This is a genomic window from Ochrobactrum sp. XJ1, from assembly GCF_024701725.1.
Taxonomy (GTDB): domain Bacteria; phylum Pseudomonadota; class Alphaproteobacteria; order Rhizobiales; family Rhizobiaceae; genus Brucella; species Brucella anthropi.
In genome coordinates this window covers 144,388-170,939 of sequence record NZ_VDGD01000011.1, presented here as the reverse complement: position 1 = coordinate 170,939, position 26,552 = coordinate 144,388, and the positions used below count along the sequence as shown (strand labels likewise).

Here is a 26,552-nt window from a genome sequence, read left to right as displayed (position 1 = left end):
ATCCAATGGTTTGTTTCACCTGGGTCATCTCCAGCAATCTAAAAACAAGGCCGAGCGCTTAAATGGCTCGGCCTTTTTATTAATTTAGAGCGTATCTATAGAAAATTATGCTACAGTTGGCCGAGAAACTTTCCCAGAGCCTCAAGTATATTCCCAAGAATATTCCACCAATTCATGCTTAGTCCCTCTCACAAAGTTGAGTGTACGAAGCAATAATTATCAAAATTAGAAAACTTAAAAATAGCAACTTATAATTTATTTATTACCATCAATTATATAGGTATATATAAGAAATAAATTATATTAAGATCACGGGATTTAATATTATAAAATTTTTGCTCTACGATATTCAGACCATCCCGCGAGCCTGACAGCACACTCCACAAATCCGCGTAATTTTCTTGTTCCAATGATTCCGCTTCACGAATTAATGAAGTAGGCTTCTTTTCAAACACGCGACCATGGAGCGGAACGCATGAGCGATTTGAGAGTTTCCCGGGACCGTCTGGACGAGGGACGCGATTACGACCCCTACCGCCTGTCGAGCCCGCGCATTGTCATTCTCTCCATGGCGATCTTCCTTATTATCGTGGCTTTTCTGGCCGCGATCCTGATGCGGCAGATCCATACGTTCTTCGTCACCAATCCCGGCCTTAACGGGCTCATTCTCGGCGTTCTTCTGGTCGGTATTCTGCTGGCCTTCGGACAGGTGTTGCGACTTCTGCCAGAGATTCGCTGGGTCAACTCATTCCGCGACGGTGACCGCGACGGCACCACGCGACCGCCCGTCCTGCTTGCACCGATGCGGGCTTTGATCGGCCGCCGCCAGTCGATGGCGCTTTCCACTGCCTCCATGCGTTCGATCCTCGATTCCATCGCGACACGTCTTGATGAAAGCCGGGATATATCGCGCTATCTGATCGGACTTCTGGTCTTTCTTGGTCTGCTCGGAACATTCTGGGGCCTTCTCGAAACGGTCGGCTCCATCGGGCGCACTATTCAGACCCTCGACCCGAATTCAGGAAGCACCGGCGATGTGCTGGATGCGTTGAAGGCAGGCTTGCAAGCTCCGCTTTCCGGCATGGGCACAGCCTTCTCGTCTTCGCTGTTCGGTCTTTCCGGCTCGCTGATTCTCGGCTTCCTCGACCTTCAGGCGGGCCGCGCGCAAAACCGCTTCTATACGGAACTGGAAAACTGGCTTTCTTCAGTCACCGATCTCGGTTCCGATATCGGTGCCGACCAGAACGGAGGCACGGAAGAAATCCGCGTTCTGGCCGACCGGTTGCAGAACCTGCATGGCGGCGACGCATCCACGCAGCGCACCACGGCAGCGCTGGCCAATCTTGCCGAAGGCATACAGGGCCTCGTCAAGAACATGCGCAACGAGCAGCAGATCATGCGCGACTGGGTGGAAAAACAGGCGGACGAGCAGAAGGCTATCCGCCAGACGCTTGATCGTCTCACCAAGGCCATCGGCGAGCGCTCGCACGACCGCAAATCCGATCGCACGGACAAGGCGGAGTAAGCAGCCATGTCCCTCGCCCGCAACCGCCGCTCCCAGAGGCATGTCGATTACTGGCCGGGCTTCGTCGATGCCCTGACGACACTACTGCTCGCAATCATGTTCCTGCTTACCGTCTTCGTGCTGGCGCAATTCCTGCTCAGCCGCGAGGTGAACAACAAGGATAGCGTTCTCGCACGACTCAATAGCCAGATACAGGAACTGACACAGCTTCTGTCGCTGGAGCGCAGCAATTCGCAGGACATGCAGGACACCATCGCCAATCTGCAGGCTTCGCTGTCCAGCACGGAAAGCGAGCGTTCACGTCTGCAAAGCCTTTTGAACGAAGGCAGCGGCGCAGGTGCTGCCGCTGAAAAGCGCGCTGGCGAACTGTCCGAAAGCCTTGATGCCGAAAAGCAGGTCAGCGCCCGCGCACTCAGTCAGGTGGAACTGCTGAACCAGCAGATTTCAGCCCTTCGCCGCCAGATCGCAGCACTTGAAGATGCGCTCAACGCTTCAGAAAGCCGCGATCGCGAATCGAACGCCAAGATCGCCGATCTCGGTCGCCGCCTGAATGTCGCATTGGCGCAGCGTGTGCAGGAGCTGAACCGCTATCGTTCCGACTTCTTCGGACGCCTGCGTGAAATCCTGTCGGACAAGGAGAATATCCGTATCGTCGGTGACCGTTTCGTCTTCCAGTCGGAAGTTCTTTTTCCGACAGGCTCGGCGGACATTAATCCTGCCGGTCAGGACGAGATGAAGAAACTTGCCGACGCGGTGATCCAGCTCAATCAGGAAATCCCGGATGACATCAACTGGGTACTCCGTGTCGACGGTCACACGGATAATGTGCCTCTGACTGGCACGGGACGCTTCCGCGACAACTGGGAGCTTTCGTCAGCCCGCGCAACCGCAGTGGTCAAATTCCTGATCGCCAATGGCGTCCCCGCCAATAGGCTCGTTGCAGCAGGTTTCGGGGAATATCAACCGCTCGACGCCTCCGACACAGCCGATGCCCGATCCAAGAACCGGCGCATCGAGCTGAAGCTGACCGAACGATAAGAAGAAATAACGGGGGCAACGCCCCCCGTTTCACTTCGCAGCGAAGGCTCCAGCACCTGCCTCGAATTGCAGCTTGGCGAGACGGGCATAGATGCCGCCCTTCTCGACAAGGCTTTGATGTGTGCCTTCTTCGACAATATGGCCATGGTCGAGCACCAGAATGCGGTCGGCCTTGAGCACGGTCGCAAGCCGGTGCGCGACGACAAGCGTCGTGCGATCAGCCATCAGACTGTCCAGGGCCTTTTGCACAAGCATCTCGCTTTCAGCATCAAGCGCCGATGTCGCTTCATCAAGAAGAAGGATGGGCGCAGCACGCAAGATTGCCCGCGCAATGGCGATGCGCTGGCGCTGGCCCCCTGAAAGCGTCACACCGCGTTCGCCGACTTCCGTGTCATAGCCCTTGTCGAGCGCCATGATGAAATCATGCGCAAGGGCTGCCTTTGCCGCTGCCACAATCTCCTCGTCGCTCGCTCCGGGTCTACCGAAGGCGATGTTTTCGCGCACGCTGGTGGCGAAAATCGCCACATCCTGCGGCACGGTTGAGATGCGCGCCCGAACGGCCTGCGGGTCAGCATCAGGCAAAGCCACGCCGTCGATCAGGATCTTGCCTGACTGCGGATCGTAATAGCGCATGACGAGCGCGAAGATCGTGCTCTTGCCTGCACCCGAGGGACCGACAAACGCAACAGTCTCGCCGGGCTTCACGGTGAAGCTGACGCCATTGAGCGACGGTGCATCCGGACGCGTCGGATAGGAGAAATGCACGGAATCGAACACGACCTCACCGCGTGGCGGCACCGGCATGGCAACAGGTTTCAAAGGCGCGGCAATACCCGGCTGCTCGTCCAGAATTTCGACAAGCCGCTCCGTAGCCCCTGCTGCCTGCGCCAGTTCCCCACCCACTTCCGACAAGGCCCCGAAGGAGCTGCCTGCGAACACGGCATAAAGCACGAATTGACCGAGCGTACCGGCAGACATCGTGCCGGCCAGCACATCACGCGAACCGAACCAGAGCACCGCAACAATGCTGGAGAAGATCAGGAAAATGGCAAAGGCCGTCAGGATCGCACGCGCCTGAATGGAGGAACGCGCCGCCTGAAAGGCTTTTTCTACCGCGCTGCCAAAACGCCCGACCACCATATTCTCGTTGGTGAAGGCCTGCAGCGTGCGCATCGCGCCGATCTGTTCGCTGGCATAGGCATTGGCCTTCGCCAGCATGTCCTGCGTCATACGGGAACGGCGACGCACAGAGCGTCCGAAGGCGATCAGGGGCACAACGATGATCGGGATGGCAGCAATGACCAGCGCAGAAAGCTTCGGGCTGGTCACGACCATCATCGCCAGCGCGCCGACACCCAGAATCATGTTGCGCAGCGCGACAGAGGCCGTAGCGCCCACCACCGACTTGATCTGCGTCGTGTCGGACGACAGGCGCGAAACGATTTCACCCGACTGTGACCGGTCGAAGAATTCCGGCGAAAGCGCCGTCACATGCGAAAAGACCGCATTGCGCAAATCCGCGACCACTCGCTCGCCGAGCGAGATCACGAAGAAATAGCGCAGGCCCGATGCCAGCGCGAGAATGAGCGCCAGCAACACGAGCATGCCGAAGTAATTATTAACGAAGATCGCATTCGATCCCGTAAAGCCATGGTCGATCATACGACGCAGCGCGACGGGCACGGCAAGGGTCGTTACAGCGGCCAGCACCAGCGAAAAGAGCGCGCCTGCAACCAGGACCTTATAGGGTGCCAGAAACGGCAAAACTCTCTTCAGCGGCTTCAGCGTGCGGCGTTTGCGGCCATCTTCTGCAGTCAATTCGTGATTCATATCAATTTCAGTATCCCGGTCGGCCATTCTTGTGTTTGCGCCCTTGTTATTGCCGTGCGCCTGATGTATAGGCTCGCCAACCCTTTTGGAAGCCGTTGCCTGTAGGTAATGGGTCTTCATATCTGCCATTGGGCGAAAGTGCCGCAGTTTCGATAGTCAAGGCTGCGCTTTTCACCCCAGACTTTCAGGATTGAGAAGATGAAAGCCAATATCCATCCCGACTACCACACCATCAAGGTCGTGATGACCGATGGCACCGAATACATGACCCGTTCGACCTGGGGCAAAGAAGGCGATACGATGAACCTCGATATCGACCCGACCACCCATCCAGCCTGGACGGGCGGTTCGCAGACCCTGCTCGATCGCGGTGGTCGCGTTACGAAATTCAAGAACCGTTTCGGCAATCTCGGCATCTAATCCGATATTGCATCTGGTTGAAAAGCCCCGCCTCGGCGGGGTTTTTTTATGCCTGAATTTCATTCATCAGGGCACAAAAAAACTCCCGGATAACCGGGAGTTTTGCATCATTGTTGTGAGCACGAGAAATCAGGCGCTCAGCTTTTCCATCACTTCGTCGCTGACTTCGAAGTTCGTGTAGACGTTCTGCACGTCGTCATCGTCTTCGAGCACGTTGAGAAGCTTGAGAACCGAACGCGCCTTTTCCTCGTCCAGCTCGGTATTGGTCTGCGGCTTCCAGATCGTCTTGATCGATTCGGCTTCACCGAGAGCAGCTTCCAGAGCCTTCGACACTTCGCCGATATCTTCGAACGCACAGATGATGACGTGTTCTTCTTCACCGGACTGCACATCGTCAGCACCGGCTTCGATGGCCGCTTCCATAACCTTGTCGGCGTCGCCGACGGAGGACTTGTAGACGATTTCGCCAACACGGTCGAACATGAAGGACACCGAACCGGTTTCGCCCAGCGCACCGCCCGACTTCGTGAAGGCTGCACGCACATTCGATGCCGTGCGGTTACGATTGTCCGTCAGTGCTTCCACGATAACCGATACGCCGCCGGGGCCACGGCCCTCGTAGCGCACTTCATCATAATTCTCGCCGTCATTACCGGCAGCCTTCTTGATGGCGCGCTCGATATTGTCCTTCGGCATGGACTGCGCCTTGGCGTTCTGGATCGCCAGACGCAGGCGCGGGTTCATCGTCGGGTCAGGCAGACCCTGCTTGGCAGCGACGGTGATTTCGCGTCCGAGCTTGGAAAACATTTTCGACCGCACCGCATCCTGACGACCCTTGCGGTGCATGATATTCTTAAACTGTGAATGGCCGGCCATGGCACCCCTGTTCTGTTTAAAATGCTGTGCACGGAGAAAGCGTCACGCATGAAACAGAGATCAAGCAGAGAAGGGCCGCAGGTTGGGCCACAGTGCTTTCCGTGCAGAATGGCGGCGTTATAAGGAATTCAGGCCCATTCGTCCAGCAAAAGCGCCGCTGTCCCCCGAATCTCTGTCAACAAAAGCAATATTGCTCGACCCGTCAGGCAAAGCGGATTATCTATAAATTCATGATTCAGCCCGCCCAGAACACCCCCAGCGAAACCATCGCAGCCCGTATCAGCCGCATTCTCGCCGACCGCATCATCGCCGGTGAGATCGAGCCCGGCACGAAACTGCGACAGGATCACATTGCCGAAGAGTTCGAAACCAGCCATGTGCCGGTGCGCGAAGCATTCCGGCGACTGGAGGCTCAGGGACTTGCTGTTTCCGAGCCTCGGCGTGGCGTTCGGGTTGCATCGTTCGACATCGGCGAAATCAGGGAAGTGGCGGAAATGCGGACCGCTCTGGAAGTCCTGGCGCTACGCCATGCCGCGCCCCATATCACGCAGGCAACGCTCGATGCCGCAGAGCAGGCCACGCTGGAAGGCGACAAGTCACGCGATGTCAGAAGCTGGGAAGACGCCAACCGCCGTTTCCACCGGCTCATCCTCGAACCGTGCAAGATGCCGCGCCTGCTTGCGGCTATCGATGATCTTCACGCTGCCAGCGCCCGGTTTCTCTTCGCCACCTGGCGGTCGGAGTGGGAAACCCGCACCGACCACGACCATCGTGCCATATTGCGGGCGCTGCGCCAGAACGATGTCGAGAGCGCAGTCACTATCCTCGCCCGGCATGTGCAATGGATCGGGCACCGTCCGGTCAAGACCGCATCGGGCAAGACGCGCGATTCGTTTGCGATTGTCGGCTGATCAGGCGATTGCACAGATAAGCATCTTATTTTCGGCGTCCCCATTCCAGGCTGTAGTGACGGATTATTCGCACAGATTTTCATCTGCACGACCGGGTCTCTGCGCGACTCCCACAGCAACACGCCATGCTGCCTGTTCCGCCTCTTGCGTTTATCGTCAGGAGCTTTAAGAAGATATAGATCGAATCTCAATTTTATCTATAATTTGAGGAAGCCATGACGACCATCACCCAGACGCGCCCATCCTTCAGCCCGCTCAATCTGGAATCCCGTTCCCCTGCAATGCGCCTTGCAGCCGTTGCGCTTGGCACGCTGGTTCTCGCCGTCTCGTCGCAGATCGAAGTTCCGATGATTCCGGTCCCGATCACACTGCAGACCCTGATCGTTCCGCTGATCGGCGCGCTTTATGGCTGGCGTCTTGGCATGGCCACGGTTCTGGCCTGGCTCGGCGAAGCCATGCTCGGACTTCCGGTCCTTGCAGGCGGCGCTGGTGGTCTTCCGCATTTCGCAGGCCCGACCGCAGGCTATCTCGTTTCCTTCCCGATCATCGCGGCGCTGACCGGCTATCTGGCCGAACGCGGCTGGAACGGTAACCGCGTCGGCCTCGCCTTCGTTTCGTTCCTTGCCGCCAATGTGGTCTGCCTTGCTCTTGGCGCAGCCTGGCTGTCCAGCATCATTGGCGTTGAAAAGGCCGTTGCCTTCGGCGTGACGCCGTTCCTCGTCGGCGCCCTCATCAAGTCGGCTCTCGGCGCTGCGATCCTCAAGGCCATCGCCCGCGACGGCAAGGCCTGATCTGCCAGGTGACAGTACGCCTGCGCGGCCATCATCTCCTGTGCATGCTGACTTATGTCGGCAAAGGCTACAGCCCGGCTTTCGTCGAAAACTACGACAGGATTGCCGGGCGGCTCAGCAAAGGTGAAGAGATTTTTCTGGTCGATGGCCCTGACGACATTTGTGCGCCCCTGCTCTGCGGGGGCGATTGCCATTGTTACGAAGCGAGTGTTCGCGAGCGCGACCGGCTGGCATTGGAGGCCGTAGGCGAACTTCTCGGCCAGACGCTTTCCACGCAGAACCGTCTCGGGCTCGACGCAGAGCGGCTTGCCGTAATGCGCGGCGCTTTTGCAGAAGGCACGTTACGCAAAGCCTGCGAGCGTTGCGAATGGTCGAACCTCTGCACGAGAATTGCCACAACAGACCAGTTTCACGGCGTTAAAATAACAAGGCCACCCGCCTCAGGATGAGACGGGTGGCCTTGTTGTATCTGGCTTTTACTGTTGGCTTTTGCGCTTTCGCCGCGCCAGCATGTTGAGCGCTTCGACCAGCGCTGAGAAGCCCATAGCAGCGTAGATATAGCCCTTCGGCACGTGGAAGCCGAAACCATCGGCAATCAGCGTCATGCCGATCATCAGCAGGAAGCCCAGCGCCAGCATGACGATGGTTGGGTTCGCCGCGATGAACCGCGAAAGCGGATCGGCTGCAAGCAGCATGACAGTAACGGCTGCGACCACGGCAATGACCATAATGGCGATCTCGTCGGTCATGCCGACGGCGGTGATGATCGAATCGACCGAGAAAACCAGATCAAGGATCAGGATCTGCACGATGGCGGCACCCATGGTGAGCTGGGCCACCTTGCCGCCGATGTTCTCCTTGCCATCATCGGGATCGACCGTGTGGTGAATTTCCTTGGTCGCCTTCCAGACAAGAAACAGGCCACCGGCAATCAGGATGATGTCACGCCAGGAGAAGCCATGGCCGAACGCCTCGAAGATCGGATCCTTGAGCTGGACGATGATCGAGATCGTGAAAAGAAGCGCCAGGCGCAGGATGAGCGCCGCGCCAATGCCGATGCGGCGGGCGCGCGCCTGCTGCGAGGCGGGCAGCTTGTTGGTAAGGATCGAGATGAAGATCAGATTGTCGATACCGAGGACGACTTCCATCGTCACCAGCGTAACCAGCGCGGCCCAGCCGGCGGGGGTCGAAAGAAATCCCAGATACTCGGCAAAAAAATCCATTGAGTTGCGTCCCCTTGCAAAAAAACTCGTTGCAAGGAGATAGTAGTCTGGAAAATCCATTCAACTGGCAGAAAGCTGCCAGATTAAAATAGCGGCCTAGTTATAGATAACATCATACTTCAAGCTAAAATAAGACGTTATCGCCAGAATGCCGGAATGGTTTCCTCCAGATGCGCACCGATGCGCAAGGGAGCGGCCTTTTCTGCAAGCCCCGTGCGATCCGAAATCTCTATGCCCACACCGCAGACGGTAGCCGGACCATTCGCCGCTTCGAACCGTCCTTTGGGCACTTTCGACAGGAAGCGGTTGAGTGGTTCCTCCTTATCCATGCCCAGTGAGGAATCATAATCACCGCACATGCCTGCATCAGACATATAGGCTGTGCCATTGCGCAATATCTGGCAGTCGGCGGTCGGGACATGCGTGTGAGTCCCGACAACAGCGCTGGCGCGACCATCGACAAAATGACCGAAACACTGCTTTTCGCTCGTCGCTTCAGCATGGAAATCGAAGAAGACGGCATCGGCCTGCTCGCCAAGCGGGCAGGCTTCCAGAATTTTCTCGGCGGCGATGAACGGATCATCGAGATCGGGATGCATGAACACCCGGCCCATGACGTTTGACACGAGAACGCGGGCGCCATTTTTGGCGATATAAAGCCCCTCACCTTTTCCGGCTGTGCCTTTCGGGAAGTTTGCCGGGCGCAGAAAGCGGTCTTCGCGCTTGGAAAAATCCAGCGCCTCGCGCTGATCCCACACGTGGTTGCCGGTCGTGACAACGTCGGCGCCAGCACGGATGGTATCGTGGAAAATCTCTTCCGTAATGCCAAAACCGCCTGCGGCGTTCTCGCCGTTGACGATTACGAAGTCCAGCTTCAGATCGGAAATCAGCCCCGGCAGTTTTTCATATACTGCGGTGCGGCCCGACCGGCCCACCATATCACCAAGAAAAAGCAATCTCATGAGAATGCCTTATAAACTTGCGCCAAGCGAACGCAAGCAGATCAGGGCATTTTGCAGTCAGGCGGAATTGCCTGACCTCGCATAAATGCAGAAGAAAAAACTAATGTATGTCTCCCAAAAGCGCGAACCGGTTTTGGGAGACATACATGAAAACAAAATCTAGAGCGGCAGCTCGGTTCCAACCGGGCGCAAGCCGCTCTCGGTCAGGATCTGGTTGAGCGCGATATCATGCGGCTCATTTGGCACATGCTCGACTTCCTGGCAGTCGAAAGCCATGCCGATCAAAAGCGGCTGCAGACCGCGTTCGGTGAACCGCGCCAGCGCGCGGTCGTAGTGTCCTGCACCATAGCCAAGTCGATGCCCACGTTGATCAAAGCCTGCAAGCGGCATCAACAGGATCGCAGGATCGACAATCGGCGCATCTGCTCCCGGCCCCATCGTGCCGAAACCAGTCTGACGCAATCTGGCATCAGGCAGATATTCACGAAAGGCAATCGTTTCCTTGTCCAGAACAACGGGGAGGCAAAGCCGGGCACCCTTGGCGCGAAGCGCCGATAATAATGGGCGTGGGTCGATTTCGGAACGGATCGGCCAATAACCAGCAATCAAGGTGCCTTTGGGAACGTCAATTGCAGCTTCACCTTTTTTGGCTGCCGCCAGCGAAGCCTCGTAATGAAAACGCGGATCAAGCGCATCACGGACCGCCAGAACCTTGCGTCTAAGCTCCTGCTTTTCCAGACCGGGGCTGCGCTCCGTTGCTGCCATTCCAAGCCACTCCCTGCTGCCGTCTTTCACCATGCAGTGGAACCGCAAAGAGCCAATCCGTCAAGTGATCCCGCCCGCGCCATACGCGATCTTCTCCGAGCGGTCACGAATGACCTTCAAAACAACGCCGTGGAAGTCATTGAGGAACAGTTTGCCCCACAGGTCACAGTAAAAATCGATCGGCGTGGCGATCTGATAATGGGTCGTCAGCGTGAGACGTGTGTGACCATTCGTGAGAGGCTCAAGACGATAATCACCCTGCGCAAGCTTCAGATAGGTGCTGTCGACCTTGATATGCGCTTCCACCTCGGGCGGTATGGAGCCAGGGCCGAAGCGGAAATCCCACGCCAGAAGCCGATTTTCTTCCCATTGCGTGACGATTTCCTGAAAATTGACGCCGTGCGTCCACTGCAAGTCGCGTACCGCTCCAACACCAGTACCGTTCAGCCTTGCACCCACGGGCTGCGGCACGCCAAGAACGCCATGGCTGAATGTCCACGACAGTTCGTCCGGGCGCACATTGCGGATTTCAACCGTCTGCTGCCAGACGACTTCCGGAGGCGCTACGATCTCGATCACCGTGGTTACAGCGCCATCATGCGGGGTGTAGGACATCTGAAGTTCGGCTGGCAGAACGAGCAGCGGCAGCGCAATCACCAGCGTCGTGGTGCGACGCGAACGAAATTGCCGGATGATCCACAAGGTCACCGTCGAACCGAGCGCCGAGAACACCATGAAAAACGGAGCGGCCATGGCCACGCAAATTCCTGCTTCATGGAAAAAGACCATGCTGGTAACGACAAGCCCGGCGATGATAGCCCATCCCATACGGACATGCCGCCACAGGCTTTTTTGCGCACGCGGGTCGGAAAGGCTCGAAGCAAGGCTGGCAACAGCCATCGGTAACAGCATCAGGCCCGCAATGACGGGCATCGCATCCGCATATTGGCCCGACCAGATCATGACATAAAGCAGAAGGCCGTAGACGAATGCGATGGGTACCGCGACGGCCAGTCTTTCCGATGAATCGGGCGATGCTGTTTCAGGAGATTTCATCAAGATGCGCAAATCGTTGGAGCATTGCGCATGTTTACGAACAAATTGTCCGTTAGATCAAGCTCATAGCTATCCTGCGACAGCCAGAGGAAAAGAAAGCGGCGACCACGACGACCGATGGTAGTGATTGATCCCGGGAACCTACAAAGTAGGTGGGCGCCATATGCGAAAGCCCGCAAGCCTTCACAGGGACAGCTCCCTTAGAGATCAATAAGGCCCCGGGGATGCTGTTACACCTGTCGGGAAGCGCAGTTCGCCAAGGCCCAATATAGTACCTGCCCGATGGGAACGCCAGTGGCTTACACCGGCTTAACAGGAAAACTTTTCAGAAAAATCTGGACGAAGTTCAGCTGTTCCGTGGCGCAATGCGCGAAGCCACCTGCTCGATGCGCGACGCCACATCCGACAGCATGCCTGTCAAGGCAGCATCGTTGCTATCAGCGCGACCAAGCGCTTCATCACGTGCACGGCGCAGCGTTTCAACTTCGCTTTCCAGACCGTTGATACGTTTCTGCATCTCGGCCATCTCGTCCATCACCATGATCCCGGCCATGACGGTCAGGCGCAGATCGCCTATCTCCCCGAAGGACGTTTTGAGATGCGTGACATATTGATCGAAACGGTCGGCAAGCCCGGACAGATGTTCTTCCTGTCCTTCGTCGCAGGCCATGCGGTAGGCCTTGCCATCAATGGTAACGGTTACGGTCGCTATGGTAGCCTCCTATCGGTCCAGAACGGCGCGGATTGTCTCCATCGCAGTCACAAGGCGGCGTGAAACCTCGCGATTAGCAGCTTCCAGCCGCTCGGCGCGCGCTTCCGACTGATCGAGTTCCTGGGCGAGACGGCTGCGATCCGCATTCATACGCTGCACCTCCTCCTCGGCCTCGGCGAAGTCGCCTTCTTTGTCCAGCCGCAGATCGACCGCTTGTTCAAGCGTATTGAGTGCCTTTTCCAGCCGTTCCAAGACTTGCCTGAGGGTCGTTTCGGGTGCCATCCATATCCTTTCCAATGCCAATTCGCGGGCCAACTTATGGGGATCGAATCGCGCCTGCGGGACGGGCATCTTTGAAAAGATTGTAATAATCACCCGCCCGATAAGCAACAAATGAGGGGCACATCTAAACGTTCATGCACCGTTATCGGTGCAAAAACGGCTTTTCGGTGATTGTTCTACAGCTTTCCACACAACTCAATCGATTAGTCGCGGACAGTTTATTGCCCAAAAGTCATCGGTTTATTGACTCCTTATACGCAGGTGCTATGTGTCCCGATGCCTTCTGGAGCGTGATCCCGAAACGCATGAAGCCGTTTTGGACACGGATCGTGCTCAGGCAAAAGGCATCGCCGCAACCCCGTTAACCCCTCCCAAGGAAAGACGGCTGAGACCATGACCAATTCCGACAAACAAAACCAGATGGCCAACGCGATCCGCTTCCTCTCTATGGACGCGGTAGAGAAAGCCAATTCGGGCCATCCCGGCCTGCCGATGGGTGCAGCCGATATAGCGACGACGCTTTATACCCGTTTTCTCTCGCACGACCCGCAGAACCCGCACTGGCCGGATCGCGACCGTTTCGTGCTCTCCGCAGGCCACGGCTCGATGCTGCTCTATTCGCTGCTCTATCTTTCGGGCTACGAAGACATCACCATCGACGAGATCAAGAATTTCCGTCAGCTCGGTTCGCGCACCGCAGGCCATCCGGAATATGGTCACGCCGCCGGTATCGAGACGACGACCGGCCCGCTCGGACAGGGCATCGCCAATGCCGTCGGCATGGCACTTTCCGAACGTATCCTCAATGCACAGTTCGGCGACAGCCTCGTCAACCATTACACCTATGTGATTGCCGGTGACGGCTGCCTCATGGAAGGCATCAGCCAGGAAGCCATCGCGCTTGCCGGTCATCTGAAGCTGAACAAGCTGATCGTGTTCTGGGATGACAACAACATCTCGATCGACGGCCCGGTCACGCTTTCCGACAATACCAATCAGCCAGCCCGTTTTGCCGCTTCCGGCTGGAACACCATGGCTGTTGATGGTCACGATCAGGATGCGATTGCCAAGGCAATCGAACTGGCCAAGGTTTCCGACAAGCCGACGCTCATCGCCTGCAAGACGACCATCGGCTTCGGCGCACCAAACAAGGCTGGCACCAACAAGGTGCATGGCTCGCCGCTCGGTGCTGAAGAAATCGCTGCAACCCGCAAGGCGCTCGGCTGGAGTGCTGAACCCTTCGTCGTTCCGGCAGAAGTGCTGGACGGCTGGCGCGTTGCCGGTCTGAATGCCGCCAGGAAGCGTCAGGAATGGGAAAAGCGCTTTGCTGCCGTCGACGCGGACACCCGCGCTGAATTCGAGCGCCGGATGCGTGGCGACCTGCCTTCCAACTTCGATGCAACCATCATCGAATACAAGAAGAAGCTGTCCGCAGACAAGCCGAAGGTCGCAACCCGCAAGTCTTCGGAAATGGCACTGGAAGTCATCAATGGTGTCGTGCCGGAAACCATCGGCGGCTCCGCCGATCTCACCGGTTCGAACAACACCAAGACGAGCCAGACCAAGGCCATAACGCCGGAAGACTACGGCCAGCGTTACGTCCATTACGGTATCCGTGAGCACGGCATGGCAGCAGCCATGAACGGCATGACGCTGCATGGCGGGCTGATCCCTTACGGCGGCACCTTCCTGACCTTCTCGGATTATTGCCGTCCGGCCATGCGCCTTTCCTCGCTGATGGGCATCCGCGTCGTTTACGTGATGACGCATGACTCCATCGGTCTTGGTGAAGACGGCCCGACCCACCAGCCGGTAGAACAGCTTGCCGCCTTGCGCGCCATTCCGAACCATAATGTGTTCCGTCCTGCCGACGCTGTCGAAGCGGCTGAATGCTGGCAGATTGCCCTGCAATCGAAGAAGACGCCATCGACGATGGCTCTCACTCGCCAGAACCTGCCAACGGTTCGTACCGAGCATCGCGACGAAAACCTTTCGGCTTTCGGCGCCTATGAACTTGCTGCGGCAAGCAAGGATGCCAAGGTGACGATCTTCGCGACCGGTTCGGAAGTGGAAATCGCACTCAAGGCCCGCGACCTGCTGGAAAGCAAAGGCATTGCCACCCGTGTCGTTTCGGTTCCTTGCTTCGAGCTTTTCGAACAGCAGAGCGATGCCTACAAGACCGCGACCATCGGCAATGCGCCGGTCAAGGTGGCGATCGAAGCGGCAATCTCACTCGGCTGGGAACGCTTCATCGGCGAGAACGGCATATTCATCGGCATGAAGGGCTTCGGCGCTTCGGGCGAGATCAACGATCTTTACAAGCATTTCGGCATCACGGCAGAACATGCCGCCGAAGCTGCGGAGAAGAAGCTCAACGCCGCATGATTTTAAGAACGCCGGCGTCGTAAAAACGCCGGCGTTTGAGTTTCCATTCCAGTCCGGCCGGACGAATCCTGTTCGATTTGTCCGTTCCGACGGAGTTTTGAAGCACTGCATGTGCAGTACCCTATCGGGAGATTAAGAGAAAATGGCAGTTCGCGTCGCAATTAACGGTTTTGGCCGCATCGGCCGCAACATCCTTCGCGCCATCGTCGAGTCGGGCCGCACCGATATTCAGGTCGTGGCTATCAACGACCTCGGCCCGGTCGAAACCAACGCACATCTTCTGCGTTATGACAGCGTTCATGGCCGTTTCCCCAAGGAAGTTAAGGTTGCAGGCGACACCATCGACGTCGGCTACGGCCCGATCAAGGTTCATGCCGTTCGCAACCCGGCTGAACTGCCGTGGAAGGAAGAAGGCGTCGACATCGCTCTGGAATGCACCGGCATCTTCACCTCGCGCGACAAGGCAGCACTTCATCTTGAAGCTGGTGCAAAGCGCGTCATCGTTTCGGCTCCTGCCGACGGCGCGGACCTGACTGTCGTCTATGGCGTCAACCATGACAAGCTGACCAAGGACCATCTGGTCATTTCGAACGCTTCGTGCACCACCAACTGCCTTGCACCGGTGGCTCAGGTTCTCAACGATGCTATCGGCATCGAAAAGGGCTTCATGACCACGATCCACTCCTACACGGGCGACCAGCCGACGCTGGACACCATGCATAAGGATCTCTACCGCGCGCGCGCAGCAGCTCTTTCGATGATCCCAACCTCGACGGGCGCAGCCAAGGCTGTCGGCCTCGTTCTGCCGGAACTGAAGGGCAAGCTCGACGGCGTTGCCATCCGCGTTCCGACCCCGAACGTCTCGGTCGTCGACCTGACCTTCATCGCCAAGCGCGCAACGACCGTCGATGAAGTCAACAACGCGATCCGTGAAGCCGCCAATGGCCGCCTCAAGGGTATCCTCGGCTACACAGATGAGCCACTCGTCTCGCACGACTTCAACCACGACTCCCATTCCTCGGTCTTCCACACGGACCAGACCAAGGTCATGGAAGGCACCATGGTGCGCATCCTGTCGTGGTACGACAATGAGTGGGGCTTCTCCAGCCGCATGGGCGATACCGCTGTCGCCTTTGGCAAGCTGATCTAAGCCTCCGACCATGTTTCGCGCCCTTCTCCCCACCGTTGCGCGCTGGCGTCCGCTGGAAGGAGAAGGGCTCGAACATCTCAATATCGGCCCCGCCGGCCGCACGATCCGTGCTGAAAGCGTGGTGATTGGCGACCGCGGAGACAATCCCTACGGCGTGCGCTACAGCATCGACTGCAACAGCGTCTGGCATGTCCTCCATTTCCTGATCGAAACTACAGCCGGGCACCGGCTGGAGCTTGTTTCCGACGGCGACGGTCGCTGGAGCACGATGGCTGGCGATGCATTGCCCGAGTTCGATGGCTGCATCGATATCGATCTGGCAGGAACGCCCTTCACCAACACGCTGCCCATCCGCCGCCTTGGCCTCACACCGGAAAGCGGCACCGTTCAGCTCGACATGCTTTACGTGCCGTTCGACAGTTTCCGTCCGCTGCGCGACCAGCAGCGTTATACCTGCCTTGAGGAAGGGCGGCGCTATCGCTACGAGGCTGCCGACCGCACCTTCACCGCCGAATTGCCCGTCGACGAGGACGGGCTTGTCACCGATTATCCAACCCTTTTCCGGCGCCTGCCTGTTTGAGCTCTCCTGCTCCACCGGCACCCGAAAGACAGTTCTGGGAGAAAGATCATGAGTTTCCGCACTCTCGACGATGCCGACGTCAAGTCCAAGCGCGTACTGGTCCGCGTTGACCTCAACGTGCCGATGGCAAATGGCGAAGTCACCGACCTGACCCGTATCGAGCGTATCGTTCCAACCATTGCCGAGCTTTCCAGGAAAGGCGCAAAGGTAATTCTGCTCGCTCATTTCGGTCGCCCCAAGGGCGTTGCTTCGGACGAAAATTCGCTGAAGCATGTCGTGAAGCCGCTCTCCAAGGTGCTTGGACACGGTGTCCATTTTGCCGAAGACTGCATCGGCGAGCACGCCAAGGCCGCCGTTGATGCACTGAAGGACGGCGATGTCCTGCTTCTGGAAAACACCCGTTTCCACAAGGGCGAGGAAAAGAACGATCCGGAATTCGTCGCGGCTCTGGCAGCCAATGGCGATCTTTATGTGAACGACGCGTTTTCGGCTGCCCACCGCGCCCATGCTTCGACCGAAGGCCTCGCACACGTCCTGCCCGCCTATGCGGGTCGCGGCATGCAGGCCGAGCTTGAAGCGCTGGAAAAGGGCCTTGGCAATCCGGCTCGTCCGGTTGTCGCCATCGTCGGTGGCGCAAAGGTTTCGACCAAGCTCGACCTCTTGTCCAACCTGATCGAAAAGGTTGATGCGCTCGTTATCGGCGGCGGCATGGCCAATACTTTCCTGGCAGCACAGGGACACGATGTCGGCAAATCGCTCTGCGAGCATGAGCTGGCCCACACCGCCCGCGAAATCATGGCCAAGGCCGAAACCACCAAATGCGCGATCATCCTTCCGGTCGATGCTGTCGTGGGCTGGCACTTTGCAGCCGACACGCCGAACAAGACCTATGGAGTCGATGCAGTTCCAAGCGACGGCATGATTCTCGATGCCGGAGCACTCTCGACCGATCTGATCGCCTCGGCCATCGATGATGCGGCCACGCTTGTCTGGAACGGTCCGCTCGGTGCGTTCGAACTGCGTCCGTTCGACACCGCGACGGTCAAGACCGCAAAACACGTCGCCGCCCGCACCAAGGCTGGCAAGCTGGTTTCGGTCGGCGGCGGCGGCGATACGGTCGCAGCCCTCAATCATGCTGGCGTGGCCGACGACTTCACCTATATCTCGACCGCAGGCGGCGCCTTCCTCGAATGGATGGAAGGCAAGCCCCTCCCCGGCGTTGATGTGCTGAAGAAGTAGAGCATTTCCAGCAAAAGCGTGAAGCGGTTTGCACGGAAGAATGTATGAGAACAAATAAAGCCCCGGAAATCCGGGGCTTTTCTTCATGCTTTGGGGGTCAACTTCAGGAGACGTCCCGGATTGTCATCCTCGATCAGCCAGATGGCCCCGTCGGGACCGACAGCCACATCGCGGATACGGTTTTCCATTTCAAAGCGCTCGGCTTCGTCCGCCTTGCCATCCTTGTCGATCACGACACGCACCAGCGACATGACCGAAAGCCCTCCGATCAAAGCCGAACCGCGCCATTCGGGGAACATGTCTCCCTCGTAAAAGGCAAGCCCGGCCGGAGCGATAACCGGCGTCCAGTACACCAATGGCGGCTCGAATTCCGGACGTGTGCTATGGCGCGGGATCGGTCTGCCGCTATAATTGTCGCCATTGGAAACAACAGGCCAGCCATAATTAAGACCGGGCTTGATGAGATTGAACTCGTCACCGCCACGCGGGCCCATCTCGTGCTCCCAGAGCTTTCCATCGGGGCCGAAGGCCAGTCCGTACGGGTTGCGATGGCCGGTTGACCAGGTCAATGCCCGTACACCTCCCGCATCCGCGTGCGGATTATCCTTCGGCACGGAACCATCGAGATTCATGCGGAGAATTTTCCCCATGGGAGCCTCATCGTCCTGCGCGGTTGCAGGCAACATGCGGTCGCCGACGGAAAGGAACAGATGTTTGCCGTCCGGCGCAAATGCAATAATGCCGCCCGGCTGTCCGCCGCGAGCCGCCGCATCCTGTTTCCAGATCGTGGTCTTGTCCTGTAGCGCTGCTTTGCCGTCACCTTCATCCAGCATAGCGCGCACCAGAACGACACTGCTGCCGTTCTTCGCCGGTTCGTTATAGGAGAAGTAGACTGCCTTACCCTTTTCGAAATCCGGGGCAGGCGCAATATCGAGCAGGCCGTTCTGGCCACTGAATGCCACTTCCGGCACACCATCGACAGCAGTTTTGTCACCCGATTGCGTGACGATGAAAATCTTGCCGCCCTTCTCCGTCAATAAAAGTCTGCCATCGGGCAGAAAGGCGATAGCCCAGGGCGTATCGAATTCGGCAACCGACGTTGCAGTAAACGGAGCACGTGCTTCGGCCTTCCTGCCACCGGCATTGATACTCTCAGCCGAAACATCCAGCACCGGCAGGGCAACCATTGATGCTGCCAGAACAAACGGCAGGCTCAAAACGGCGCGTCGCATATCTCCTCCTCAAATCTGGACAATGGAAAACAGGCGAGGTTTTTCTCACTGGTTTCTTACATGGGGGTTGAGAGGCGGATATCAAAACGAGTTTCGGGAAAAACCTGAGATAACCAATCTGACCGCTCGTAAGATAACTTGTCTCATCTAAACCGTTTGAAAAATCTTTCAAACGTTTCAATGACTTGCGCTCTTCATAGTTTTAACCAACACTCCCTCATCGCTTTGATAGAAGGAGCATTGCATATGACTGAACGTCTTGAGGATATTGCGATTGCACTGGTGGCGGCAGGAAAAGGCATTCTCGCTGCCGACGAAAGTTCGGGCACCATCAAGAAGCGCTTTGACACAATCCATCTCGCATCGACGGAAGACACGCGCCGCGACTATCGCGAGATGCTGTTCCGCTCGGACGAAGCGATGAAGAACTATATTTCGGGCGTCATTCTCTATGACGAAACCATAAGACAGAAGGCCAAGGACGGTACACCGCTTGTCGAAATCATCCGAAGGGCGGGGTCGATTCCGGGCATCAAGGTCGATGCGGGTGCGAAGCCGCTAGCGGGCTTCGAAGGTGAAACGATCACAGAGGGGCTGGACGGTCTGCGCGAACGGCTCAATGAATATTACGCACTTGGCGCCCGTTTCGCCAAATGGCGCGCAGTGATCTCAATTTCCGATGGCCTGCCCAGCTGGGGGGCGGTGAAACAGAATGCACGAGCGCTCGCCCGCTATGCAGCGCTTTGCCAGGAAGCAAACATCGTCCCTATCGTTGAGCCGGAAGTATTGATGGACGGCCAGCCGGGCGATCACACCATCGACCGTTGTTATGACGTGACGGAATGGGTTCTCAAGACGGTGTTTACGGAACTTTACGATGCTCGCGTTCGGCTGGAAGGCATGATCCTGAAGCCGAATATGATCATCGACGGCAAAAAGGCACGCAAGGCTTCCGTCGAGGAAGTGGCGGAGAAAACTGTCCGCTGTTTCCGCAACACGGTTCCGGCAGCAGTGCCCGGTATTGCTTTCCTTTCCGGCGGTCAGACCGGTGAGGAAGCGACCGCCCACCTTTCTGCGATGAATGCGAGCTTCGACATGCCGTGGAAAATGACTTTCTCCTATGGCCGTGCCCTGCAGGCGGCAGCGCTGGACGCCTGGGGCGGTAAGGATGAAAACATCGCTGCCGGTCAGCGGGCTTTTGCCCATCGAGCAAAGATGAACGGTCTGGCTGCCACCGGCGGCTGGAAAAAAGATCTAGAGAAAGCAGCCTGATTTACTACTGAATAGCAAAGAGCCCGGTTTACAACCGGGCCTTTGTTGTCGGAATCAAGTTCCGCGAATTGCATCTAGCTGTTTCAATGCATTACGATTCCTCGCCGCATCCGCCAATTCGAGACTGACAACGCGGCGACCAACTGGCCATAAAGAGATGGCAGCCAGTTTAAATGCCTGAAGACCGAATGGAATACCAATGATCGTCAGGCAATTGAAAATGCCCGCAATGATGTAGCCAAAGAAAAGGGTAATGCCGAACGTAAATGCCCAAAGAATATTAAAGATAAAGCCAATAGTGCCTGTTGCAGCAGTCGTGGCGGAAAGTTCCTTACCATCCAACTCCCGTACATGAACTACGGTCTTTCCAAATGGAAAAGCTGACATCTTGGCCATCTCAAGCGCAGCACGTGTAAGTGGCAGTCCGACAATGGAGATTGCAAAAACAACCGCCCCCATAAGCCAGACCAGCGCCAGTATAGCGCCACCGAATACAAACCAGATAACGTTGCCGACAAAACGCATTTCATAATCCCCGCTCTAAATGCAGTCTCACTAACTGGTGCTATGACAAATAAAAGCGGGCGCAACAATTCCCCAAAATCGGGTCGAAATTATTAGCTATTAAATTTAATCAAACATCACGGAGATGGAATCCGACTGCCAGTGCCATGGCAAATATTGCGAACGCTGCGATCTTCCAGAAATCGCCGCGCTGCTTCAGGCCCGGCAGGCCAAGCGGTTTGATGATGTGCAGTCCCATCAGAAGAACAAGCAGCACAGGTAGGATTTTGGTCACAAATCACCTCTCTGCCTCCTTGTGACGCAGACAGGCCGTCGCTGCAAGATGCGTGCAACAGACACAACCCTTTTACCGACAAGGTTCCATCTTCATCTTAAGTTTCATGGACGAGCCGCCGCCGGGCGGCGTAAACTGCATGCGGAGGTGATGAAAAGCGCATGGAGGAGATAGACCAAAACAGGTCGATCTTGCGCTTTCATCAGCAGACTAATCAGGAAGCGACAACCGCCCGACGGGTGGCGTTGCGCGTGCTTCTGGGAGGAAGAGCATGACTTCAAAATATGCCGAAACCTATGCCGCATGGCAGGCCGATCCTGAACGCTTCTGGGCTGAAGCGGCGCAGGCAATCGACTGGTTCAAGCCATGGGACCAGGTTTTTGCGGGCGACGAAGGTGTCTATGGACGTTGGTTCAAGGGTGCGCAGTGCAACACCTGCTATAATGCGCTCGACCGCCATGTCGCCAAAGGGCGCGGTGAACAGGTTGCGCTCATCTATGAAAGCCCTGTCACCGGCAAGGTGCGCAAATTCACTTATCGCGAACTGCTGGAAGAAGTGGAAGCGCTGTCCGCCGTCATGCTCGACAATGGTGTATCGAAAGGCAACCGCGTTCTGATCTATATGCCGATGGTTCCCGAAGCGGCTGTCGCCATGCTGGCATCGGCCCGTATCGGTGCCGTCCATTCCGTCGTCTTCGGCGGATTTGCCGCCACTGAACTCGCAACCCGTATTGACGACGCCAAGCCAGTGATGATCATCGCCGGTTCCTGCGGTATCGAGCCTACCCGTATCGTGCCCTATCAGGCCATGCTCGATAAGGCGATTTCACTTGCGCAGCACAAAGTCGATCATTGCATCATATTGCAGCGCGAGCAGCACCGGCACGAACCGGTAGCAGGACGTGACATCGACTATCGCGAGGCCGTTGATGCCGCGCGCGGTCGTCATGTTCCCTGCACGCCGGTTGATGCTACCGACCCGCTTTACGTACTCTACACATCCGGCACGACCGGCGAGCCGAAAGGCGTCGTGCGCGACAATGGCGGACACATGGTGGCGCTTGACTGGTCCATGAAGAATGTCTTCGGCGTGGAACCGGGACAAGTATGGTGGGCCGCATCCGATGTGGGTTGGGTGGTTGGCCATTCCTACATCGTTTATGCCCCGTTGATCCATGGCGCGACCAGCATCCTGTTCGAAGGCAAGCCTATCGGCACACCCGATGCTGGCACCTACTGGCGCATCATCGCCGAACATGGCGTTGAAGTGATGTTCACCGCACCAACGGCGCTGCGTGCAATCAAGAAAGACGACGCGGACGGCAATTTCGTACGTCACTACGACCTTTCAAAGTTCCGCGCCCTTTATCTCGCTGGCGAACGCGCCGATCCCGACACGATCCACTGGGCAGAAAATCTGCTGGGCTGCCCGGTGATCGATCACTGGTGGCAGACGGAAAGCGGCTGGCCGATGGTCGCCAATCCGCTCGGCCTCGGTCTTCTCGAAACCAAATACGGCTCACCCGCTGTCTGTCTTCCGGGTTACGATATCCGCGTGCTGGACGATGAAGGCCACGAGGTCGAGCGCGGCCAGCTCGGGAATGTTCTCATCAAGCTGCCCCTGCCGCCCGGTTGCCTGCCAACACTCTGGAACGCCGATGAGCGTTTCCGCAAAGCCTATCTGAACGAGTTCCCCGGCTACTATAAAACCGCCGATGCCGGCTACATGGATGTAGATGGCTATCTCTACATCATGAGCCGCACTGACGACATCATCAATGTCGCTGGCCATCGCCTGTCGACCGGGGCGATGGAGGAGGTACTCTCCAGCCATCCCGATGTTGCCGAATGTGCGGTGCTTGGTATTTCCGACCCGGTTAAAGGTCAGGTGCCTTGCGGCTTCCTCGTGCTGAAATCCAACATCGACCGCGATCCGCAAGAGGTCGAGAAGGAATGCGTCAGCATGGTGCGTGACGTCATCGGACCCGTTGCAGCCTTCCGGCTGGCGCTGACCGTAAAGCGTCTGCCCAAGACGCGGTCCGGCAAGATTCTACGGTCAACCATTCAGAAGATTGCCGACGGCGAAGAATGGAAGATGCCGGCCACAATTGACGATCCGGCTATTCTGGACGAAATCAGCACCGTTCTGCGCGAGCGTCACACCGGTCTCGCCTTCGCCTGATCTTAACCGTCCCGACTATTGACCGGCGGTTTCCGCCGGTCCACTCTCCATGCAAATTGGAGATCGATCATGCAATTAGAAGGCAAGGTGGCAATTGTCACCGGCGCTGCCCGCGGTATTGGCTATGCCATAGCAAAGCGCTTCCTGATGGATGGCGCAAGCGTAGTCCTGTCCGATATCGACAACGCCGCCGCCATGCGCGCAGCCAAGGATCTGGAGCAATTCGGCCCGGTTCGCCATATGGCGGCGGATGTGGGGGATAAGCTCGATGTCCACAATCTCCTGACCTTCACCATCACCAATCTGGGTGAGGTTGATATTCTCGTCAACAACGCGGGTATCGTGCATCAGGCGGATTTCCTTGACCTCAAGGAAGAGGATTTTGACCGTGTCATGCGTGTCAATCTCAAAGGCGCGTTTCTGTGCGGACAGGCCGTGGCAAAACGCATGGTGGAGCGAGTCGAATCGGGCGGTGATCCAGGCACGATCATCAACATGTCATCTGTCAACGCAATCTTCGGTCTACCGGAACAGCTTGCCTATTCCGTTTCCAAGGGCGGATTGAACCAGCTGACACGTACCATGGCAGTAGCGCTCGCCCGTTGGGGGATTCGCGTCAATGCCATCGGCCCCGGCTCCATCGAGACCGACATGCTTTCCGCCGTAAACACAGACGCCGATGCCCGCAACAGGATTTTATCAAGAACACCACTCGGTCGCATAGGCCAAGCCTCTGAAATTGCTTCGATAGCGTCGTTTCTGGCATCGCGGGATGCGAGCTATGTAACAGGCCAGACCATCTATGCGGATGGTGGACGCCTGCCCCTCAGCTATACAGCAGCACCACGCTATAAGGCATGATGTTGCGGCTTCGCTATATTAGGAAGATAATGAAATAAGGATTTGCTCCTGACAGAAAGCTGTCAGGAGGGGTGTGCGATACTGCGTATCCAAGGATGAGGGAGATTTCACCATGGCACTCGCAATCGCACCATTGATCGCAGTTTTGAAGGAATACAGGCGCAGGCATGATGAACGCCGTCGTTTCATTCGCACCGAGCGTGTGATCGACGGACTGCCGAAAGACCTGCGCAAGGATCTGGGCTGGCCGGATCGCTATCTGGAACAGCGTAACACCAAATACTGCAACGGAGAATAGAACGGAATGCGCCGTGCAGACCGCCTTTTCCAGATTGTTCAGCACCTGCGCGGTGGCAGGCTCGTCACCGCGCGCCAGCTGGCCGAGCGGCTGGAAGTCTCCGAACGCACCATCTATCGCGATATTTCCGATCTGCAGTCGACTGGCGTCCCCATCGATGGCGAAGCCGGTGTCGGCTATATTCTGCGGCAGGGCTTCGAACTCCCGCCGCTTATGTTCACGCGCGATGAAATCGTCGCTCTGGTTGCCGGGGCGCGCCTCATCCGCGCCTGGGGCGGCGTTTCCATGGCGCGTGGTGCAGAAGAGGCTCTGGTGAAGATCGAAGCTGTTCTGCCCAAGGAAGAACGCGCGCGCATCACGAGCACCCAGATACATGCGCCAACTGCCCGCATCAGCATGGACGAACGCCGCATCATCGACGCGGTGGAACGCGCCGTCGATCAGGGCAATGTACTCAATATCCGCTATCGAGATCTGGAATCGCGCGAAAGCGAGCGTGATATTCGCCCGCTTGGTCTGTGGTTCTGGGGTAAGGTCTGGACGGTTATCGGCTGGTGCGAATTGCGCAATGCTTTCCGCACATTCCGGACCGACCGTATCGTTGAGGCCAGCGACGCAGGCCGCCTCTTCCGGGCCGAACGCGGCAAAACGCTGGGCGATTTCTACCGCCTCATGGAACTGAGCGAATATAACGCTTTTAAAGACTGATCATTGCCTTCCAAGCCCAAGATGACCGCTAAGCCGTTTTGGGACTGGCTCTTCTACCGCTTTCCGAGCAGAATGAATTGTATGAACTTTCAAATGAGTTCGGTTCTGAAGCGATCTGGCTAACGTTGACGGTCGACAGATATGGCAAAATGCCCGTTCGGTTGATCTTTGAACCCGCGTCCTTGCTGCTGTTTCTACCGGTGTCACACTCAGAATATGTGGAACGGCTCTGCTTCGCACGCCGATATGCTTGAAGCAGATCGACGCGCGAAACTAGAGAGGAATTTTTGAACCCGGCTTATTTCGTCAGAGCGGCAATGCGATCAAGAGCGCTTCCAAAACCTTTGAGCGAGACCTTGAAAGCGACTGGCTGGCTGGGTTCAAGTGCGGTGGCAGTGATATTGAGATTAGCTGCCGTCTTGAGCTTACCGACTTGCTTGGCATCGAAAGAAAGTGGCGCCAGACAACCCTGCGGCAGGCAGGTCGAGAAGGTGAGCGCCGGTGCTTCTCCCTCGTCGATCTTCAATGTGGCGCCCTTCGCCAGATTCAATCCAAACGGCATCAAAAGCACGCCTTCAACCTTGCCGCCAGCGACATTGCGCAGTTCGACCGTCAGGACACGCTGGCCAGTCTGGGAGGAGTTCTGCATCTGGTTCATGATGCAGTTTGTGCTCTCTTTCTGCGCCTGGCAGGAGATGGACCAGTCCTGATAGGTTTCTGTGAGGGTGCTGGCGCCTCCGGGTAACGGCGCTGCGGAAGCTGTTGCCGTGAGAGCCAAGAATGCGGCGGCGGAGAAGAACGAATAACGATAGTTCATAGAAATGCCTTTGTGAAAATATTGTTTTGATGCGCCCCTGTAATGAATGCCAGGGACACTTGATTGTTTTCATCGCATACAGACGATGGTGGAAGTTCCATGCGACTGGCGAATGGGTTAGGGCGCGTTTCGATTTGATCGATTCAGATCGACACTTTGTTTATTTTAAAGCGCATCTTGTCCGAAAGCCGCTTCACACTTTTCGAGATACGCTCTAATTGACAGTAGCTTTCGTTTGCCCACGCAGTTGCTCAATCTGGGCTGTGATCTTGCTCAAATCCTCGTTGAGGAAGTCCTGCTCACGCTGGCGCAGCCATTGGTCCAGTTCCGGCTTGGTCGCTTGAGACGGCGCATTAGCGGCATTCAGCAGAAGAAGCGGAAAGGTTTCCTTGAGGAACTTTTCCCGGGCGCCACCCTTCTTTTCATCTATGGCGCAAACCATCGAGATCGCCGCATTGGCTATCGCCTCGGTTGCTTGCAGACGCGCTGCAAGGTTCAGAATCAATTGATGAAGGTGTTCAATATCGGTCATGGTTTTATCCTGACTGGCTGGTGTTGAATTCAAGTATGGAAATCAATCCGCGGCCCCGCGCAACCTTGTCCGTTGCGATGATCACGCTCTCAATACAGGGCACCCC

Annotated in this window: 28 protein-coding genes and 1 other RNA gene; 15 read left to right on the top strand and 14 right to left on the bottom strand. The window is 57.0% G+C overall.

Annotated elements, in window-relative coordinates; translation table 11 throughout:
- Nucleotides 1-475 precede the first annotated feature (475 nt).
- Complete coding sequence (locus FG152_RS20295; protein ID WP_010661387.1) at nucleotides 476-1,525, top strand: MotA/TolQ/ExbB proton channel family protein; 1,050 nt, start codon at nucleotides 476-478, stop codon at nucleotides 1,523-1,525.
- 6 nt (nucleotides 1,526-1,531) lie between these two features.
- Nucleotides 1,532-2,563: a peptidoglycan -binding protein gene (locus FG152_RS20290; RefSeq protein WP_010661388.1), complete on the top strand. Its 1,032-nt coding sequence runs from the start codon at nucleotides 1,532-1,534 to the stop codon at nucleotides 2,561-2,563.
- A gap of 30 nt (nucleotides 2,564-2,593) precedes the next feature.
- On the opposite strand, the gene FG152_RS20285 is transcribed toward FG152_RS20290, so the two are convergent.
- Nucleotides 2,594-4,522, bottom strand: coding sequence for an ABC transporter transmembrane domain-containing protein (locus tag FG152_RS20285; protein ID WP_498988132.1), 1,929 nt, complete (start codon nucleotides 4,520-4,522; stop codon nucleotides 2,594-2,596).
- Between the two features lie 69 nt (nucleotides 4,523-4,591).
- On the opposite strand from FG152_RS20285, the gene rpmE reads away from it, so the two are divergent.
- Entirely contained in the window at nucleotides 4,592-4,813 is a 222-nt protein-coding gene (gene rpmE / locus FG152_RS20280; RefSeq protein ID WP_002964804.1) for a 50S ribosomal protein L31, read from the top strand.
- Nucleotides 4,814-4,942: 129 nt separating this feature from the next.
- Here the strand turns inward: rpmE and FG152_RS20275 are convergent, their stop codons facing one another.
- Nucleotides 4,943-5,689 (bottom strand): YebC/PmpR family DNA-binding transcriptional regulator, encoded by a 747-nt coding sequence (locus FG152_RS20275; RefSeq protein ID WP_010661390.1) that lies wholly within the window; start codon nucleotides 5,687-5,689, stop codon nucleotides 4,943-4,945.
- 230 nt (nucleotides 5,690-5,919) lie between these two features.
- Here FG152_RS20275 and FG152_RS20270 point away from each other — a divergent pair, with 230 nt between their 5' ends.
- From FG152_RS20270 to FG152_RS20260, 3 genes are all read left to right on the top strand, one after another.
- Nucleotides 5,920-6,600: a GntR family transcriptional regulator gene (locus FG152_RS20270; RefSeq protein WP_010661391.1), complete on the top strand. Its 681-nt coding sequence runs from the start codon at nucleotides 5,920-5,922 to the stop codon at nucleotides 6,598-6,600.
- Between the two features lie 215 nt (nucleotides 6,601-6,815).
- The gene (locus FG152_RS20265; RefSeq protein WP_010661392.1) at nucleotides 6,816-7,391 is read left to right on the top strand and encodes a biotin transporter BioY; all 576 of its coding nucleotides are present in this window, start codon (nucleotides 6,816-6,818) and stop codon (nucleotides 7,389-7,391) included.
- Nucleotides 7,392-7,399: 8 nt separating this feature from the next.
- Nucleotides 7,400-7,840 (top strand): DUF1284 domain-containing protein, encoded by a 441-nt coding sequence (locus tag FG152_RS20260; RefSeq protein ID WP_010661393.1) that lies wholly within the window; start codon nucleotides 7,400-7,402, stop codon nucleotides 7,838-7,840.
- 27 nt (nucleotides 7,841-7,867) lie between these two features.
- On the opposite strand, the gene FG152_RS20255 is transcribed toward FG152_RS20260, so the two are convergent.
- From FG152_RS20255 to FG152_RS20225, 7 genes are all read right to left on the bottom strand, one after another.
- On the bottom strand, nucleotides 7,868-8,614 hold the full coding sequence (locus FG152_RS20255) for a TerC family protein (RefSeq protein WP_010661394.1): 747 nt from the start codon (nucleotides 8,612-8,614) through the stop codon (nucleotides 7,868-7,870).
- A gap of 137 nt (nucleotides 8,615-8,751) precedes the next feature.
- Nucleotides 8,752-9,576 (bottom strand): TIGR00282 family metallophosphoesterase, encoded by an 825-nt coding sequence (locus tag FG152_RS20250; RefSeq protein ID WP_010661395.1) that lies wholly within the window; start codon nucleotides 9,574-9,576, stop codon nucleotides 8,752-8,754.
- A gap of 159 nt (nucleotides 9,577-9,735) precedes the next feature.
- The gene (locus tag FG152_RS20245; RefSeq protein WP_010661396.1) at nucleotides 9,736-10,341 is read right to left on the bottom strand and encodes a 5-formyltetrahydrofolate cyclo-ligase; all 606 of its coding nucleotides are present in this window, start codon (nucleotides 10,339-10,341) and stop codon (nucleotides 9,736-9,738) included.
- Between the two features lie 60 nt (nucleotides 10,342-10,401).
- Nucleotides 10,402-11,397: an SRPBCC family protein gene (locus FG152_RS20240; protein ID WP_010661397.1), complete on the bottom strand. Its 996-nt coding sequence runs from the start codon at nucleotides 11,395-11,397 to the stop codon at nucleotides 10,402-10,404.
- A 99-nt stretch (nucleotides 11,398-11,496) separates the two neighbouring features.
- A non-coding RNA gene (ssrS, locus tag FG152_RS20235) (6S RNA) lies at nucleotides 11,497-11,655 on the bottom strand.
- Between the two features lie 88 nt (nucleotides 11,656-11,743).
- Nucleotides 11,744-12,109: a cell division protein ZapA gene (locus tag FG152_RS20230; RefSeq protein ID WP_029376275.1), complete on the bottom strand. Its 366-nt coding sequence runs from the start codon at nucleotides 12,107-12,109 to the stop codon at nucleotides 11,744-11,746.
- A gap of 9 nt (nucleotides 12,110-12,118) precedes the next feature.
- Entirely contained in the window at nucleotides 12,119-12,391 is a 273-nt protein-coding gene (locus FG152_RS20225; RefSeq protein ID WP_010661399.1) for a DUF4164 domain-containing protein, read from the bottom strand.
- Between the two features lie 393 nt (nucleotides 12,392-12,784).
- Here FG152_RS20225 and tkt point away from each other — a divergent pair, with 393 nt between their 5' ends.
- The 4 genes from tkt to FG152_RS20205 all read left to right on the top strand — a co-directional run bounded on the left by tkt (nucleotide 12,785) and on the right by FG152_RS20205 (nucleotide 17,745).
- Nucleotides 12,785-14,776: a transketolase gene (gene tkt, locus FG152_RS20220; RefSeq protein WP_010661400.1), complete on the top strand. Its 1,992-nt coding sequence runs from the start codon at nucleotides 12,785-12,787 to the stop codon at nucleotides 14,774-14,776.
- 142 nt (nucleotides 14,777-14,918) lie between these two features.
- On the top strand, nucleotides 14,919-15,926 hold the full coding sequence (gap, locus tag FG152_RS20215; protein ID WP_010661401.1) for a type I glyceraldehyde-3-phosphate dehydrogenase: 1,008 nt from the start codon (nucleotides 14,919-14,921) through the stop codon (nucleotides 15,924-15,926).
- A gap of 10 nt (nucleotides 15,927-15,936) precedes the next feature.
- On the top strand, nucleotides 15,937-16,506 hold the full coding sequence (locus FG152_RS20210; protein WP_010661402.1) for a putative glycolipid-binding domain-containing protein: 570 nt from the start codon (nucleotides 15,937-15,939) through the stop codon (nucleotides 16,504-16,506).
- Nucleotides 16,507-16,554: 48 nt separating this feature from the next.
- Nucleotides 16,555-17,745: a phosphoglycerate kinase gene (locus tag FG152_RS20205; protein WP_010661403.1), complete on the top strand. Its 1,191-nt coding sequence runs from the start codon at nucleotides 16,555-16,557 to the stop codon at nucleotides 17,743-17,745.
- 83 nt (nucleotides 17,746-17,828) lie between these two features.
- On the opposite strand, the gene FG152_RS20200 is transcribed toward FG152_RS20205, so the two are convergent.
- A complete protein-coding gene (locus FG152_RS20200; protein ID WP_010661404.1) occupies nucleotides 17,829-18,977 on the bottom strand; it encodes a PQQ-dependent sugar dehydrogenase in 1,149 nt (382 codons plus the stop codon).
- 246 nt (nucleotides 18,978-19,223) lie between these two features.
- On the opposite strand from FG152_RS20200, the gene FG152_RS20195 reads away from it, so the two are divergent.
- Nucleotides 19,224-20,249, top strand: a complete 1,026-nt coding sequence (locus FG152_RS20195) for a class I fructose-bisphosphate aldolase (protein ID WP_010661405.1) — start codon at nucleotides 19,224-19,226, stop codon at nucleotides 20,247-20,249.
- 54 nt (nucleotides 20,250-20,303) lie between these two features.
- On the opposite strand, the gene FG152_RS20190 is transcribed toward FG152_RS20195, so the two are convergent.
- Nucleotides 20,304-20,774 carry a YccF domain-containing protein gene (locus tag FG152_RS20190; RefSeq protein ID WP_010661406.1) on the bottom strand — a complete coding sequence of 157 codons (471 nt, stop codon included), beginning with the start codon at nucleotides 20,772-20,774 and terminating at the stop codon, nucleotides 20,304-20,306.
- Between the two features lie 109 nt (nucleotides 20,775-20,883).
- Complete coding sequence (locus FG152_RS20185) at nucleotides 20,884-21,048, bottom strand: hypothetical protein (protein ID WP_010661407.1); 165 nt, start codon at nucleotides 21,046-21,048, stop codon at nucleotides 20,884-20,886.
- Nucleotides 21,049-21,319: 271 nt separating this feature from the next.
- On the opposite strand from FG152_RS20185, the gene FG152_RS20180 reads away from it, so the two are divergent.
- The 4 genes from FG152_RS20180 to FG152_RS20165 all read left to right on the top strand — a co-directional run bounded on the left by FG152_RS20180 (nucleotide 21,320) and on the right by FG152_RS20165 (nucleotide 25,097).
- Nucleotides 21,320-23,230, top strand: coding sequence for a propionyl-CoA synthetase (locus FG152_RS20180; RefSeq protein ID WP_010661408.1), 1,911 nt, complete (start codon nucleotides 21,320-21,322; stop codon nucleotides 23,228-23,230).
- A 69-nt stretch (nucleotides 23,231-23,299) separates the two neighbouring features.
- The gene (locus tag FG152_RS20175; RefSeq protein WP_010661409.1) at nucleotides 23,300-24,091 is read left to right on the top strand and encodes an SDR family NAD(P)-dependent oxidoreductase; all 792 of its coding nucleotides are present in this window, start codon (nucleotides 23,300-23,302) and stop codon (nucleotides 24,089-24,091) included.
- A 112-nt stretch (nucleotides 24,092-24,203) separates the two neighbouring features.
- Nucleotides 24,204-24,389, top strand: a complete 186-nt coding sequence (locus FG152_RS20170; RefSeq protein ID WP_012091315.1) for a hypothetical protein — start codon at nucleotides 24,204-24,206, stop codon at nucleotides 24,387-24,389.
- 6 nt (nucleotides 24,390-24,395) lie between these two features.
- Nucleotides 24,396-25,097 (top strand): helix-turn-helix transcriptional regulator, encoded by a 702-nt coding sequence (locus tag FG152_RS20165; RefSeq protein ID WP_010661411.1) that lies wholly within the window; start codon nucleotides 24,396-24,398, stop codon nucleotides 25,095-25,097.
- Between the two features lie 298 nt (nucleotides 25,098-25,395).
- Here the strand turns inward: FG152_RS20165 and FG152_RS20160 are convergent, their stop codons facing one another.
- Nucleotides 25,396-25,914 (bottom strand): invasion associated locus B family protein, encoded by a 519-nt coding sequence (locus FG152_RS20160; RefSeq protein ID WP_010661412.1) that lies wholly within the window; start codon nucleotides 25,912-25,914, stop codon nucleotides 25,396-25,398.
- A 214-nt stretch (nucleotides 25,915-26,128) separates the two neighbouring features.
- Nucleotides 26,129-26,446, bottom strand: a complete 318-nt coding sequence (locus FG152_RS20155) for a hypothetical protein (RefSeq protein WP_010661413.1) — start codon at nucleotides 26,444-26,446, stop codon at nucleotides 26,129-26,131.
- Nucleotides 26,447-26,552: the final 106 nt, after the last annotated feature.